This is a genomic window from Klebsiella sp. Shm-1 (genome assembly GCF_040804525.1).
GTDB classification, from domain to species: Bacteria; Pseudomonadota; Gammaproteobacteria; order Enterobacterales; family Enterobacteriaceae; genus Klebsiella; species Klebsiella pneumoniae.
Genome location: NZ_CP161823.1, coordinates 2,535,601 through 2,549,954 on the forward strand (window position 1 = coordinate 2,535,601; position 14,354 = coordinate 2,549,954).

Here is a 14,354-nt window from a genome sequence, read left to right on the forward strand (position 1 = left end):
CAAACGTTCATCACGTAACACAAACAGAACATTCATACCGTGTGCTTAAGGAAGCCCCCCTTTACTCTTTTAGGCCCGGTTAATACGGGTCTAAAAGATAGCGTCCTCTGGTATTATTCACGTCGGTTTGATTCGCTGATATCTCTCCCCCACCCGGTCTCTCCTGCCCATTGTGCAATGTTACAAAATTGCTTCTGTTTTGTTGATTTTCTATTGTGAGCCATTCGGCAATTTCCTCTCCTGAATTTCCCCAGACTACTCCTACTCAATACGCGATATCAGGAGAGACACATGAACAGCACCTCCGCCGACTTCCAGAATCTGTACCAGGCCCTGAGCCACAGCGCCGCCCGCAGCCCGGATGCCCTGGCGCTGGCGTTTGAGGATCGGCGCTATCTGTACCGCGATTTTCATCTGCGGGTAAAGCGGGCGATGGCGCAGCTTGATCGCGGCTGGTCGCTGCGCAAAGGCGACCGTATTCTGCTGGCCTGGGGCAATCACCCCGCTTTTTGCGAAGTCCTTTTTGCCGCGCTGGGTTTGGGCATCGAAGTGGTGCCTTTCAGCACCAAGCTTAAGCAGGCCGAAAGCGAGGCGCTGGTAGGCCATATCGCTCCCCGGGTTGTCCTGTTCGATGCGACAGTACAGGACTGGCTGAAAAACACCCCTGACGCGCGTGCGGTTTCTCTCAGCGAATGGCAGGCGCTCTGCCTTCCCGAACCGCTGACCCGCCCGCCGGTCCCGGTTAACCGCGACGATACGGCGGTGATGATGTTCACCTCCGGCACCACCGGAGAGCCTAAAGGGGCGATTATCACCCACAATAACCTGCTCTGCGCGATTGACGCCTATGCGCAAAAACTGAATCTCACCGCCGCGGATAGCACCATCCTGGCGGTGCCTATCTATCACATCACCGGCCTGTCGGCGCTGCTGGCGCTGTTTATTAGCCTCGGCGCGAGCATCTGGCTGCAGCATCGGTTCAATGCCCCGCAGGTGATCACCACCCTGCGCGAGCAGAACATTACCTTTCTGCACGGCTCGCCCACCATTTTTATCCTTCTTTGCCAGGCTGCGCGTGAGCAGAGCGCCAGCCATCCCGGCGATTTTCCGGCATTGCGCACGATTGCCTGCGGCGCGGGCCACCTGAGCGATGGACTGATCAAGGAGTTAAAAACCCTGTTCCCGCATACCGCGATTCAGCCGATCTACGGCCTCACCGAAACGACCTCGCCTGCGACGATTTTTCCGGGCGACGTCTGGGGCAGCGATAAATGCGGCAGTTCAGGTCAGGCGATCCCGGGTCTCGCCATTACCATCCGCAACGATCGCCAGCAGCCCCTCCCCGCCGGACAAATCGGCCATATCTGGCTAAAAGGCGATGTGGTGATCCGCGAATACTGGCAGCACAGCGAGCGACGCCCGAGCTGCGATGCGCAGGGCTGGTTTTGTACCGGCGATCTGGGCTATCTCGACGACGAAGGCTGGCTGTACATCAAAGACCGCAGCAAGGACATGATCAATCGCGGCGGCGAGAAAATTTACTCACTGGAGCTGGAAAACATTCTCTCTACCTATCGGGGAGTACGGGAAGTTGCCGTCATCCCGACCCCCAGCCCGGTCTACGGCGAAGAGCCCGTGGCGTTTATCGTGCCGGATGGCCAGCATCACCTGACCAGCGAAGAGATCCTCGACTGGCTCAAGGTCAAAATCGCCCGTTTTAAGCTACCGGCGCGCATTATTTTCACCCGTGCTTTACCGCGTACCCACAACGGCAAAGTGAGTAAACAGCAGCTCAAAACGCGTCTCGCAGAATCCATCATCACGCTATCAACGGAGGATAAAAAGTGAGCAGCAAATTTATCGACGCCCATGAGGCGGCGCGGTGGGTCGCCAGCGGCGACACCGTCTGCACCGTCGGGATGACGCTTATCGGCGCGGCGGAGTCCATTTTAAGCGCCATCGAAGCGCGCTTTCTGACCGCGGGCGAACCGCGTGACCTGACGCTACTGCATGCCGCGGGGCAAAGCGATCGCCAGCGCGGTATCCAGCACTTTGCCCATCCGGGTATGGTGACCCGCCTTATCGGTTCGCACTGGGGCCTGGCGCCGCGCTGGATGGCGATGATCAACAACAACGAAGTGGAAGCCTGGTGCCTGCCGCAGGGGCAGATCGTTCATCTCTATAGCGCGATGGCCGCCGGACTGCCGGGGCGGCTTTCCCCCGTCGGTCTCGGTACCTTTGTCGATCCGCGCATAGAGGGCGGAAGGATGAACGCCCGCACCCGCGAACGACCCAATCTGATCGAGCACGTCACGTTTCGCGGCGACGAATATCTGTTTTATCCGGCTCTTCCTCTGGACGTGGTCATTGTGCGCGGCACCCATGCTGATGAAGACGGCAACCTCACGACCGATGAAGAGGTGATGAAGCTGGAAGTCCTGCACGCCGTTCTCGCCGCCAGACGCTACGGGGCGAAGGTGCTGGCGCAGGTGAAATATCGCGTAGCGAAAGGCTCGCTGCATCCGAAAAGCATCACCGTTCCCGGCAACCTGATCGACGCCATTGTGGTGTGCGAAGAGCCGCAGACGGATCACCGCCAGACTTCAAGCTGGGCCTTCGACCCAGCGCTGTGCGGCGATATCCAGCTGCCCGCCGCGCAAAATGCGCCGCTGCCGCTGGACCTGCGCAAGCTTATCGGGCGGATTGCCTGCCGCTATCTGACCCCCGGCTGCGTCATCAATCTCGGCACCGGTATTCCCAATGACGTGATTGGCGCCATCATTCACGAGGAACAGCTCGGGGAGCAGGTCACCATCACCGTCGAGTCAGGGATCTACGGCGGGCAGCAGGCGGGTGGCGTGGATTTTGGTATCGGCCGTAATCTGAGCGCGATGATTAGCCACCAGGATCAAATGCTCTACTACAACGGCGCAGGAGTCGACATCACCTTTATGGGGGCCGGCGAGATGGACCCGCACGGGCACGTCAATGCCACACGGCTCGGCGCATCCTGCCCCGGCGCGGGCGGTTTTATCGATATCACCCAGAATGCCCGCCACGTCGTATTCTGCTCCTCTTTTACCGTCAAAGGGCTGGAGATCGCCTGTGAACACGGGGCGCTGCATATCCGCCGCGAAGGCGAGGTGCGTAAATTCGTCGCCGGGGTAAACCAGATTTCTTACAACGGCGAACTGGCCCGCGCCAAAGGACAAACCATGCATTACGTCACCGAACGGGCGGTTTTCGAACTGCGCCCGGAAGGACCGGTGCTGACGGAAATCGCCCCCGGCATCGATCTTGAGCGCGACATCCTGGCGCATATGGATTTTCATCCGGCGATCGCCGCGGATCTTCAGGTTATGGACAGCCGATTGTTCGCCCCGCCGCCCTGCGGTCTCGCGGAACATCTGTCCCGGAATTCATCCTCTGACTCATAAGGAACGTTGCTATGAAACTTGCCAGTAAAACCGCCATTGTCACCGGCGCCGCACGCGGTATCGGCTTTGGCATTGCCCAGGTGCTTGCGCGGGAAGGCGCGCGAGTGATTATCGCCGATCGTGATGCACACGGCGAAGCCGCCGCCGCTTCCCTGCGCGAATCGGGCGCACAGGCGCTGTTTATCAGCTGCAATATCGCTGAAAAAACGCAGGTCGAAGCCCTGTTTTCCCAGGCCGAAGAGGCGTTTGGCCCGGTAGACATTCTGGTGAATAACGCCGGAATCAACCGCGACGCCATGCTGCATAAATTAACGGAAGCGGACTGGGACACGGTTATCGACGTTAATCTGAAAGGCACTTTCCTCTGTATGCAGCAGGCCGCTATCCGCATGCGCGAGCGCGGTGCGGGCCGCATTATCAATATCGCTTCCGCCAGCTGGCTTGGCAACGTCGGGCAAACCAACTATTCGGCGTCAAAAGCCGGCGTGGTGGGAATGACCAAAACCGCCTGCCGCGAACTGGCGAAAAAAGGTGTCACGGTGAATGCCATCTGCCCGGGCTTTATCGATACCGACATGACGCGCGGCGTACCGGAAAACGTCTGGCAAATCATGATCAGCAAAATTCCCGCGGGTTACGCCGGCGAGGCGAAAGACGTCGGCGAGTGCGTGGCGTTTCTGGCGTCCGATGGCGCGCGCTATATCAATGGTGAAGTGATTAACGTCGGCGGCGGCATGGTGCTGTAAGGAGAAAAACAATGACCCAGGCTAATGATATTGTGATTGTCAGCGGCGTCCGTACCGCTATTGGCACGTTTAACGGCAGTCTTAAACATACCCATCAGCATGACCTTGGGGCCGCCGTCATTCGCGAAGCGATCGCCCGCGCCGGGATTGCGCCGCAGGATATCGACGAAACGATCGTCGGCAACGTCGGGCAAATCGCCGAAAGCGGTTTTATCGCCCGCATCTGCCAACTGCGCGCGGGGATCCCGCAGGAGAGCACCGCCTATTCCGTTAACCGCCAGTGTGGTTCCGGACTTCAGGCCCTGGCGGACGGCATGATGCAGCTGCAAAGCGGCCAGGCCGAGGTGGTCGTCGCCTGCGGCACTGAAAATATGACCCAGCTGCCCTACTACCTGCGTAAAGCGCGCGATGGCTATCGCATGGGCCATGGCGAGCTGGAAGATGGCCTGATCTCCATTCTCACCTGGCCGGAAGGCCCTTATCACAACGGCATCACCGCGGAAAACGTCGCGCAACGCTTCGGTATTACCCGCGAAGCGATGGACGATTTTGCCTGGTCGAGCCAGCAGAAGGCGCTGAAGGCGATCGCGGAGGGTCGCTTTCGCGAGCAGATCCTGGCCCTTGAGGTGCCGGACGGCAAAAAAGCGACCCGCCTGTTTGCGACCGATGAACACCCGCGCGACACCCCGCGTGAAAAGCTCGCCACGCTGCGTCCGGCGTTTAAAGCCGACGGCGTGGTGACGGCGGCCAACTCATCGGGCATTAACGACGGCGCGGCGGCGCTGGTGATGATGACCCGCCAGCAGGCGGAAAAACGCGGCTTAACCCCGCGCATGCGCATTCGCGGCTGGGCGGTCGCCGGCTGCGGAGCGGAGATTATGGGGTTTGGTCCCTCTCCCGCTACCCGACGCCTGATGGACCGTCTCAATATAGATGTGCAGTCCATTGATTTAATTGAACTCAATGAGGCTTTCGCCGCTCAGGCGCTGGCGGTGATGAACGATCTGCGTCTCGACCCGGCCCGCGTTAACGTCAATGGCGGCGCGATCGCTCTCGGCCACCCGGTAGGCGCCAGCGGTGCGATCCTGCCGGTCAAACTGATGTATGAAATGGCGCGCAGCGGCGCACGCACTGGTCTGGTCACCATGTGCATCGGCGGCGGCCAGGGGATTTCTATGCTGTTCGAGCGCGAAGGCGCTTAGCAAAAGACGGCCCGAAGTGGGGCTTCGGGCCGGGCGTCGTTCGGGTCAGCACCCGGCGACAACCTGTGAGCTGACGAACGGGATCGTCTCGATCCCGGCAAGGCTTCTGACCACGAATACGGGGAAATAATAACCATGTCCGCAATAAATGAAAAGGCGGTAAACGGGACGCAGCTGCAACGCACCCATAAAAAAATCTACCGCCATTTGATGCCGCTGCTTATCGTGGCGTACATCATCAGCTTTATTGATCGTACCAATATTGGCATGGCGAAAGCGACCATGTCGGTGGATATCGGCCTTTCCGCAACCGCATTCGGCCTCGGGGCCGGGTTGTTTTTTCTCACCTACGCAGTGCTGGAGATCCCCAGTAACCTGTTTCTCACCCGGATTGGCGCACGGCGCTGGATAGCTCGCATCATGATTACCTGGGGCATCCTCTCCTGCGGTATGGCGTTTGTCACCGGGCCTACGTCCTTTTACGTGATGCGCCTTCTGCTCGGCGCCGCCGAAGCGGGACTCTATCCGGGCATTATTTACTACCTCACCCTCTGGTTTGGCCGCGAAGAGCGCGCAAAAGCCACCGGCCTGTTCCTGCTGGGGGTCTGTCTGGCCAATATTATCGGCGCGCCGCTGGGCGGATTGTTATTAAGCCTTGATGGCATGTCCGGCTGGCACGGCTGGCAGTGGATGTTCTTTATCGAAGGGCTGCCTGCGATAGCGCTGGCGTTCGTCGTCTGGCGCAGACTGCCGGATAAACCAGCCGACGCCCGCTGGCTGGACAGCGACGATGTGCAAGCCATTAACGCGGTACTGGCGAAAGAAGCCGAGGAAACGCGCCATACGCCGAGCCGTTTCTCCCTGAAAACCGCGCTGTCCACCCGAGTGTTTTTGTTGCTGGTGCTGATTTACTTTACCCACCAGTTTTCGGTTTACGGCCTGAGTTATTTCCTGCCGGGGATCATCGGTAGCTGGGGCCAGCTTACTCCGCTGCAGATTGGTCTGCTGACCGCCATCCCGTGGATTGCCGCCGCCGCGGGTGGGATCCTGCTGCCGCGATTCGCCCGCACGGAACAGCGTTCCCGCAGCATGCTGATGGCCGGATATCTGGTCATGGCGACCGGCATGGCGATTGGCTCCATTGCCGGCCACGGTGTGGCGCTGCTTGGCTTCTCGCTGGCCGCTTTCATGTTCTTCGCTATGCAATCCATCATCTTTAACTGGCTCCCGTCCATCATGAGCGGGCATATGCTGGCGGGCAGCTTCGGCCTGCTCAACTGCCTCGGGCTGTGCGGGGGCTTTCTCGGGCCGTTTATTCTCGGCGCGTTTGAGGACCGCACCGGTGCGGCAACGTCCGGCTTATGGTTCGCTGTCGCGCTACTGATTATCGGCGCGCTGGTGTCCCTGTTTCTCAAAAGTTCCTCATCCCCAGGCTCCGTATCGGCGAAACAGGCCCACGGTGAAAAAGTGTAATCAGGAGGCCATTATGCGCATTGAAGTGTTACTGGATTTAAAAACCCGACTCGGCGAAAGCCCGGTCTGGGATGTCGAACAGCAGCGTCTTTGGTGGGTGGACAGCCTCGACGGGCGCCTGTTCGCCTGCAACGCGCAGGGCGGCGCGATTAAGAGCTGGGACGTGCGACAGAAAATTGGCTCTTTCGCCCTGCGCCAGAACGGCGAAGGCGCGGTGGTGGCGCTGCAGAATGGCGTTCATCTGCTCGACTTCGCCAGCGGCGAGCTGACGCTGTTGCACCATCCGGAAGCGGACCGACCCTTTAACCGGCTCAACGACGGCAAAGTCGATCGTCAGGGACGCTTTCTGTTCGGGTCAATGGATATGCGCGAAGAGGAACCGAGCGGCGCGCTATATCGCCTGGACGCCGATCTGTCACTGCACGTGCTGAAGAAAGACATTATCGTCTCTAACGCCCCCTGCTGGAGCCCCTCCGGCGAGACGTTCTATTTTGCCGATACCTGGACGGGCGAAATCTGCGCCTGGGACTACAACACCGCGACCGGCGATCTTTCCGGCGAACGGGTCTTTTGCCATGTCGATCGCAGCGAAGGCGGCGCGGCGGACGGCGCCACCGTGGACAGCGAAGGCTATCTGTGGAACGCGCTGGTCTACGCGGGCAAGCTGGTGCGCTATACCCCGGAGGGCAAGGTCGATCGCATCATTGAGATGCCGGTGAAAAAAGTGACCAGCGTGATGTTCGGCGGCGAAAACCTTGATGTGCTGTACGTCACCTCCATGGCGCAGCCGCCCCTGCCGCGCTTCCCGGAAGATAATCAGCTGCGCGGCAGCCTGTTCGCCATTTACGACCTGGGCGTGACCGGCGTAGCGGAACGGCGCTTCGCCGGCTAAACGAACCACCGGCTCGCCGCGATAACAATAATACCCGGCGAACTGACTCTGACCCTGACACCAGGCGGCGCGCATCATGCTGTCGCGACGCCGCGGAGTAAACACGACTATGACAACAATCAATCACACACCTGCCGGCGAACAACGTGGCAAAAAGCGGCTGATACATCGCTTTTCCTGGGTTTCGCTACTGGTTTGCTGGCTAATCTGGGTGCTTAACGCCTACGATCGCGAGATGATCCTGCGCCTTGGCCCGGTCATCTCTAAGGAGTTCTCGCTCTCGCCGGAACAGTGGGGCAATATCGTCGCCCTGATCATGGTAGCCCTTGCGGTGCTGGATATTCCCGGCTCCATCTGGAGCGATCGCTACGGGTCTGGCTGGAAACGAGCGCGCTTTCAGGTACCGCTGGTGCTGGGCTATACCGCGCTGTCTTTTATTTCCGGGATTAAAGCGATCAGCCACGGGCTGACGGCCTTTGTGCTGCTGCGCGTGGGCGTCAACCTTGGGGCCGGCTGGGGCGAACCCGTCGGCGTCAGCAACACCGCGGAGTGGTGGCCGAAAGAGAAGCGTGGTTTTGCGCTGGGGGTGCATCATACCGGCTATCCGATTGGCGCGCTGCTGAGCGGCGTGGTGGCAAGCCTGGTGCTTGCCACGTTTGGCGAAGGCAGCTGGCGCTACTGCTTCCTGCTGGCGCTGCTCGTCGCCATCCCGCTAATGATCTTCTGGGCAAAATATTCTACCGCCGACCGCATCAACACGCTTTATCAGCATATCGACAGCCAGGGGTTGACGCGCCCGGCGACGCAGGAAAGCAGCCATGTCGCCAAAGGCGAAGGGATGAAGACCTTTTTACGCACCCTGCGCAACCGCAATATTTCGCTGACGGCGGGCAATACCCTGCTGACGCAAATCGTCTATATGGGCATTAACGTTGTACTGCCCCCGTATCTTTATCACGTCTCCGGCCTGTCGCTGGCGGCGTCCGCCGGGCTGAGTATTATCTTCACGCTTACCGGTACCCTGGGTCAGGTAATCTGGCCCTGGCTGTCGGATAGCTTTGGCCGTAAACGAACCCTGATCGTCTGCGGTCTGTGGATGAGTATCGGCATTGCGCTGTTCTATTTCGCCACCAATATGCCGCGCCTTATCGCCATTCAGCTATTTTTTGGCCTGGTGGCCAACGCCGTGTGGCCTATCTACTACGCCATGGCGTCGGACTCCGCCGAAGAACGCGCCACCTCTACCGCTAACGGAATTATCACCACGGCGATGTTTATCGGCGGCGGCATTTCGCCATTGCTTATGGGCTGGCTCATTCAGTTTGGCGGCGGCTGGGAAAATCCAGCGGGTTATATCTACGCCTTCTTTACCATGGCGGGATGTGCGCTGCTGGGGATGTTATTACAGCTCATGACCACCGATAAAACGCCGCGCAAAGCGCATTAACGCAGGAGAACGTATGAAGATTGTTATCGCGCTGGATTCGTTTAAAGGTAGCTGTAGCGCGCAGGCCGCTTGCGCAGCGGTAGCCCAGGGATTGCGCCGGGTTGACCAGACGCTGGAGCTGGTCGAAATGCCCGTGTCCGACGGCGGAGAGGGACTGCTGTCGACTCTGGCGGATAGTCCGTTGCTTAAGGGGGCGGTGTGGCAACAGCAGCGCTGTACCTCGCCTTACGGTCTCTCCGTGCAGGCGGATTTCCTGATCCTGCCCGGCGAGCGGGCCATTATCGAGATGGCGCAAAGCTGTGGGCTCGAACTCACGCCGCCAGCGCAGCGGGATGTGCGTCAGGCCAGCAGCTACGGGCTGGGCGAACAGGTAAAGGCGGCGCTGGACGCCGGGTGTCGGCACTTGATTATCGGCCTGGGCGGCAGCGCGACCAACGATGGCGGCATCGGTTTTGCCCAGGCGCTCGGCGCACGATTCTGGCGTAAGGACGGCACCCTGCTGCCGGCTCCCGCGGCAGGTCAGGACCTGGCGCATATTCAGCGCATCGATTTGAGCGCCATGGATCCGCGCTTACGACAGGCCGAAATACAGGCCTCCTGCGACGTCACGAATCCTCTGCTTGGGGAAGATGGCGCCACCTGGGTGTATGGCGCGCAGAAAGGCGCGGACGAGGCCGCGCTCAGGGAACTGGAGGCGGGTATGGCGCACTACAGTCGGCAGCTTACGCAAACGCTCGGCTACGACGTCAGCGAACGGCCCGGCACCGGGGCCGCGGGCGGTATGGGGGCTGCGCTTATCGCCTATACCGGCGCCACGCTGCGCCCGGGCATTGACCTGGTGCTGGAGCTGCTTAACGCCGACGACCATCTTCGCGATGCCGCGCTGACGATCGTGGGTGAAGGCTGGCTCGATCGGCAGAGCGCCTTTGGTAAGGCCCCGGTGGGCGTGGCAGGCAAAGCCGCACGCCATGGCGTGCCGGTTGTGGCCCTTTGCGGCGGGCGTGATGAGAGCAGCCGGCAATTATATCAACACCATATTGACGCAATGTGGTCTATTTGCCAGCGCCCTATGGCGCTGGCAGAGTCGATGAACACATGCGAACCGCTCCTCGCCGACGCCGCGGAGAATGTTCTACGAACCTTTCTGAGCGGGTGGCGCGGAGAGGCACATAAGCGGATAACTGTATGATTATTACAACAGCGCTGGCTAATGAAATTGTCGCCCGGGCAATGGCGATAATTCATCATAACGTGAATGTGATTGACCATCATGGACAGATCATTGCCTCAGGTGAACGGCATCGTATCGGCGAACAGCATGAAGTCGCCCGGGAGGTAATACGCACCGGGAAACGCATTTGTATTAACAACGCCGCGGAAGCCGCGCGTTTTCACAACGTGCATCCTGGTATTAATCATCCCATTATCTATGACGATCGCGTGGTGATGGTGGTAGGCATCAGCGGCGATCCCGCGGCGATAAGCCGCTATGCTGAACTGGCGGTGCTCACCGCCGAACTGCTGGTCCGCCAGGCCATAGAGATGCGGGAAACCAACTGGCGGCAACGTCTGCGTGACACCTTGTTTTGTCAGTATCTGGAACAAGGGGCTACGCCCGCCGGGCAAGAAGCGCTTCATCGCCTGCTGGAACTTGGTTTCGATTTTGATACACCGCGGGTTCCGATCGTAGTGACCGTGCAGGTCGAACAGCATCAGTTAAGCGACATACTGAGTACGCTGTTGCGGGAATTCTCGCAGCTCTCCGGCGTAAGTGACGTTATTTTGCTGGGCAGCCATGAAATATTGATCCTCAACGCGCTAAGCGAAGCCCAGGAAACCCTGCTGCGGGGCATTGAGTTTGTACTGAGTAATCATATAAGCCATTACTATATCGGAATTGGCGTGCAGGCGGACAGCGCCCCGGACATTCGCGAGGCCATTCGGTTCGCCCGCTCGGTGATCGAAGTGGGTAGCAAAGTGCAGCCGCAGCGGCAGATCTACTACTTTCGCGAAATGGCAATGCTCTGCCTTTTCAGGGTGCTGGAAGACAGCTATATGGTCAATTTTTTTATCAATAACGTACGCCAGCTACTTGAGCATGATTCCGGCGAAGTACTGCTGGATACCCTGAGCAGCTTTATTGCCAATAATGCCGAACCGGGCAAAACGTCGCTGCTGTTGGGGATTCATCGTAATACGCTCACCTATCGGCTGCAGCAAATTAAAAAGCATATACAGCTCGATCCGATGGTCTTCACCGACCTGACGCAGCTGGCGGTGTCGGTACACTGTTATCGCCGGCTGAATCCACGCCAGAGCGAATGGATTGATAGCTTAAGCTAACGTACGGTAGATTCGAATTGATGCCCCATCCGCCAGGATAAGTGGCCACCATGGCCACTTCTTTCCTGGCGTGGGTAGGAAACTACGCTTTTGACGACGGCGACAGCCACTGATATACCGCAGACAAATCCTCTCCGGCATATCCCGCGTCCGCCGCCTGCTGCCACAGTTCGGCGATGTTTTCCAGCCCCGGCATGGTGTGCGGCTCGGCCAGGGAAAGCGCCAGCCGGGCATCTTTCAGGGCATGCGCCAGCTGCATCTGCGGGGTAAACTGCTCGCTGGCGATGGCGTCCAGTTTCACTTTGACATAGGGCGCCGCCAGCGGGCCGCCTTCCAGGGCGCTCCACAGCTGGTCGGGGGTGAAGCCCAGCGTCTTCGCCAGCTGGGCGCTTTCCGCGATGCCCTGCATCATCGAAATCAGCCAGGCATTGAGGACCAGCTTCATTTTCTGGCTGTTGCCCGCCTCGCCAAACCACTGCGTCCCGCGGGAGATAGCCGCAAACACCGGTTCGGCAGCGGCGCCCTTTTCCCTATCGCCGCTGGCGAGCACCAGGATCTGTGCCTTCTCCGCTGGGGCTTTGGTCCCCGACACCGGGGCATCGATATAGGTCATCGCTGGCTGAAGTTCCCGCAACAACGCGATGGCCTGCCGGGTCTCCGGCAGGCCAATGGTGCCCATCTGGCAATAGATCGCCTGCGGCTGACAGGCGGGCGCGATTTGCGCCAGTACCTCGAGGGTGGCCTCGCCGTCGGCGAGCATACTGATGATCACCTCGGCATCGGCCACCGCCTGCTGCGGCGTGGCGTGCAGAGATAACCCATGCGCCTGTAAATCTTCGCCGCGGGCTGGCGAACGGTTCCAGCCGGCAACGGTAAAGCCGTTTTTCAGCAGGTTACTGGCAAAAGCGTGTCCCATGGCGCCGAGTCCCAGCACCGCGACCTTTGGTAATGTACTCATCTTGTCTGTCCTGATTCGCGTCTTAATAAAAGCGGACCTCTACTATCGCATCTCTGGCACGGATGTCAGTAGCAATAACGGGCATGAAAAGTGACACTGTCACTGATGTTCTCAAGGCTGACGAAGCCATTCCAGTAAGCGGCGCATCGCTGGCGACAGGCTGGCGTCATCCTGGTAGCACAGGCACAAACGGCGCTGCGCCCAGCGGTCCTGTAACCCGATGACGGCAAACGAATAGCGCTGCCGGTAACGCTCGGCAATAACGCGCGGCAGGATCGCCCCGCCAGCGCCGTGCGCCACCATCTCGCAAAGCCCTGTAAAATGGCTCATCCTGACCCGAACGTTTAGCGCCTGGCCGAGTTCAGCTGCGTGCTGTTCGATATGCTGCTGTAGCGCACTGGTCTGATAGAGGGCGACCAACGGCTCGTTGAGCACCGCCGCAAACGCCACTTCCTGTTTTTCGGCCAGAGGGCGAGCTGGCGGCACGATCAGCACCAGCGGGTCGTCAGCGACGGGATCGAGGCGCAGCGGCCCGGGGTCGACCGCATCGGACACCACTCCGGCCTGCGCCACGCCCGCCAGGATACAGCTGACGATATCCGCGCTGGTGCGTTCTTCGGTTTCGATCTGCACCGCCGGGTGCGCTGCCATCCAGGCGGCGAGCTTCCCCGGCAGAAAGGCCGACATCGCCGAGGTGTTGGCGAACAGGCGCAGCGTCCCCCGCTGACCGCAGGCGAAGGCGTGCATCGCCTGGCGCAGACGCTGCTGCTGCGCAAGAAGCGGGCGGGCATGGCGCGCCAGTACCTCCCCGGCCTCTGTCATCGTCACCCCCCGGGCATGACGGTGCAACAGCGGCACGCCGATCTCGGCCTCCATCTTGCGCAGCCTCTCACTGGCGGACGCCAGGGCCAGATGGGCATTCGCCGCTCCGCCGGTGATACTACCGGTATCCACGATGGCGATAAATAGCCGCAGATCGGCCAGATCCAGTCGCATCAGGCCCTCCTTTCCCTTCGGTTTTTCCGTAGTCTATGGCCAACATACCGCATTGTGGCCCTCACGACCAGCTGTTTCAATGCCCCTTTCTACCCTGAAAAGTGAGCCATAATGTTCGATTTACACACGATCTCTTTCCTGTTGATCTTTATTGCCGCCGGGCTGGTCAAAGGGGTGACCGGCATGGGATTGCCCACCGTGGCGATGGGCCTGCTTGGCCTGCTGATGCCGCCGCAGGCCGCAGCGGCGCTGCTGGTCCTCCCCTCGCTGCTCACCAATCTCTGGCAGTTACTGGCAGGCCCGGCGCTGGCGCAGATTGTACGCCGTCTCTGGCTTATGATGACCGGGATTATTATTGGCACGTTGGCCGGGTCCTCACTGCTGATCGGCCTCAATCCTCGGTGGTCGGCGCTGGCGCTTGGCGCCGCATTGATAGTCTATGCCGGGTATGCGCTCTGCAGTCCGGTGTTTCAGGTTTCCGGCCGCGTGGAGAAGTGGCTGTCGCCGCTCATGGGCGGGCTGACCGGCGTTATCACCGGGGCGACCGGGGTATTTGTTATTCCGGCCGTTCCCTGGCTACAGGCGCTGGGCTTTCGTCGCGACGAGCTGGTGCAGGCCCTGGGGTTGTCGTTCACCCTTTCCACTCTGGCGTTGGCGGCTGGCCTCGCCCTGCACGATGGCTGGCATGATGATGCATGGCTATTGTCGGCGCTGGCGCTGTTGCCGGCGCTGCTCGGCATGTGGCTGGGACAGCGGATCCGCTCGCGTCTCAGCCCGCAGCGCTTTCGTCAGGGCTTTCTGTTGTTCCTGCTGGCGCTGGGGATAGAGCTGATCGCCCGGGGATGGCTGGTCTGAATCCT

12 protein-coding genes are annotated in these 14,354 nt (G+C 60.1%); 10 read left to right on the plus strand and 2 right to left on the minus strand.

Translation table 11 applies throughout. From position 1 onward, the window contains the following. Window positions 1-291 precede the first annotated feature (291 nt). The 9 genes from AB1E37_RS12455 (at window position 292) to AB1E37_RS12495 (ending at window position 11,540) form a co-directional block, all read left to right on the plus strand. Window positions 292-1,848, plus strand: coding sequence for a class I adenylate-forming enzyme family protein (locus tag AB1E37_RS12455; protein ID WP_032436350.1), 1,557 nt, complete (start codon window positions 292-294; stop codon window positions 1,846-1,848). Then, window positions 1,845-3,437, plus strand: coding sequence for an acyl CoA:acetate/3-ketoacid CoA transferase (locus AB1E37_RS12460; protein ID WP_117116806.1), 1,593 nt, complete (start codon window positions 1,845-1,847; stop codon window positions 3,435-3,437). Before AB1E37_RS12455 ends, AB1E37_RS12460 begins: the two co-directional genes overlap by 4 nt. 11 nt (window positions 3,438-3,448) lie before the next feature. Continuing rightward, window positions 3,449-4,183 (plus strand): 3-oxoacyl-ACP reductase FabG, encoded by a 735-nt coding sequence (gene fabG, locus AB1E37_RS12465; protein ID WP_002904841.1) that lies wholly within the window; start codon window positions 3,449-3,451, stop codon window positions 4,181-4,183. Window positions 4,184-4,194: 11 nt separating this feature from the next. After that, complete coding sequence (locus AB1E37_RS12470; RefSeq protein ID WP_004179834.1) at window positions 4,195-5,385, plus strand: thiolase family protein; 1,191 nt, start codon at window positions 4,195-4,197, stop codon at window positions 5,383-5,385. A gap of 135 nt (window positions 5,386-5,520) precedes the next feature. Continuing rightward, window positions 5,521-6,858, plus strand: a complete 1,338-nt coding sequence (locus AB1E37_RS12475; protein ID WP_032436349.1) for an MFS transporter — start codon at window positions 5,521-5,523, stop codon at window positions 6,856-6,858. Window positions 6,859-6,871: 13 nt separating this feature from the next. Further along, the gene (locus tag AB1E37_RS12480) at window positions 6,872-7,750 is read left to right on the plus strand and encodes an SMP-30/gluconolactonase/LRE family protein (protein WP_009308862.1); all 879 of its coding nucleotides are present in this window, start codon (window positions 6,872-6,874) and stop codon (window positions 7,748-7,750) included. Between the two features lie 76 nt (window positions 7,751-7,826). Continuing rightward, on the plus strand, window positions 7,827-9,197 hold the full coding sequence (locus AB1E37_RS12485) for an MFS transporter (RefSeq protein WP_004176181.1): 1,371 nt from the start codon (window positions 7,827-7,829) through the stop codon (window positions 9,195-9,197). 13 nt (window positions 9,198-9,210) lie between these two features. After that, on the plus strand, window positions 9,211-10,386 hold the full coding sequence (locus AB1E37_RS12490) for a glycerate kinase (protein WP_032447559.1): 1,176 nt from the start codon (window positions 9,211-9,213) through the stop codon (window positions 10,384-10,386). Further along, the gene (locus AB1E37_RS12495; RefSeq protein ID WP_023301933.1) at window positions 10,383-11,540 is read left to right on the plus strand and encodes a sugar diacid recognition domain-containing protein; all 1,158 of its coding nucleotides are present in this window, start codon (window positions 10,383-10,385) and stop codon (window positions 11,538-11,540) included. The genes AB1E37_RS12490 and AB1E37_RS12495 overlap by 4 nt, the downstream gene beginning before the upstream one ends. Window positions 11,541-11,622: 82 nt before the next feature. Here the strand turns inward: AB1E37_RS12495 and AB1E37_RS12500 are convergent, their stop codons facing one another. Together AB1E37_RS12500 and AB1E37_RS12505 are read right to left on the minus strand one after the other, a co-directional pair. Continuing rightward, entirely contained in the window at window positions 11,623-12,498 is an 876-nt protein-coding gene (locus tag AB1E37_RS12500) for an NAD(P)-dependent oxidoreductase (protein WP_002904832.1), read from the minus strand. A gap of 111 nt (window positions 12,499-12,609) precedes the next feature. Further along, window positions 12,610-13,494 (minus strand): LysR family transcriptional regulator, encoded by an 885-nt coding sequence (locus AB1E37_RS12505; protein WP_032436346.1) that lies wholly within the window; start codon window positions 13,492-13,494, stop codon window positions 12,610-12,612. A 111-nt stretch (window positions 13,495-13,605) separates the two neighbouring features. On the opposite strand from AB1E37_RS12505, the gene AB1E37_RS12510 reads away from it, so the two are divergent. Beyond that, window positions 13,606-14,349 carry a sulfite exporter TauE/SafE family protein gene (locus tag AB1E37_RS12510; RefSeq protein WP_002904827.1) on the plus strand — a complete coding sequence of 248 codons (744 nt, stop codon included), beginning with the start codon at window positions 13,606-13,608 and terminating at the stop codon, window positions 14,347-14,349. The last annotated feature ends 5 nt before the right edge of the window (window positions 14,350-14,354 follow it).

Coding starts and splice junctions, on each gene's coding strand:
- AB1E37_RS12455 (WP_032436350.1), top strand. CDS start 292: ATGAACAGCACCTCCGCCGACTTCCAGAATCTGTACCAGGCCCTGAGC.
- fabG (WP_002904841.1), top strand. CDS start 3,449: ATGAAACTTGCCAGTAAAACCGCCATTGTCACCGGCGCCGCACGCGGT.
- AB1E37_RS12470 (WP_004179834.1), top strand. CDS start 4,195: ATGACCCAGGCTAATGATATTGTGATTGTCAGCGGCGTCCGTACCGCT.
- AB1E37_RS12475 (WP_032436349.1), top strand. CDS start 5,521: ATGTCCGCAATAAATGAAAAGGCGGTAAACGGGACGCAGCTGCAACGC.
- AB1E37_RS12480 (WP_009308862.1), top strand. CDS start 6,872: ATGCGCATTGAAGTGTTACTGGATTTAAAAACCCGACTCGGCGAAAGC.
- AB1E37_RS12485 (WP_004176181.1), top strand. CDS start 7,827: ATGCTGTCGCGACGCCGCGGAGTAAACACGACTATGACAACAATCAAT.
- AB1E37_RS12490 (WP_032447559.1), top strand. CDS start 9,211: ATGAAGATTGTTATCGCGCTGGATTCGTTTAAAGGTAGCTGTAGCGCG.
- AB1E37_RS12495 (WP_023301933.1), top strand. CDS start 10,383: ATGATTATTACAACAGCGCTGGCTAATGAAATTGTCGCCCGGGCAATG.
- AB1E37_RS12500 (WP_002904832.1), bottom strand. CDS start 12,498: ATGAGTACATTACCAAAGGTCGCGGTGCTGGGACTCGGCGCCATGGGA.
- AB1E37_RS12505 (WP_032436346.1), bottom strand. CDS start 13,494: ATGCGACTGGATCTGGCCGATCTGCGGCTATTTATCGCCATCGTGGAT.
- AB1E37_RS12510 (WP_002904827.1), top strand. CDS start 13,606: ATGTTCGATTTACACACGATCTCTTTCCTGTTGATCTTTATTGCCGCC.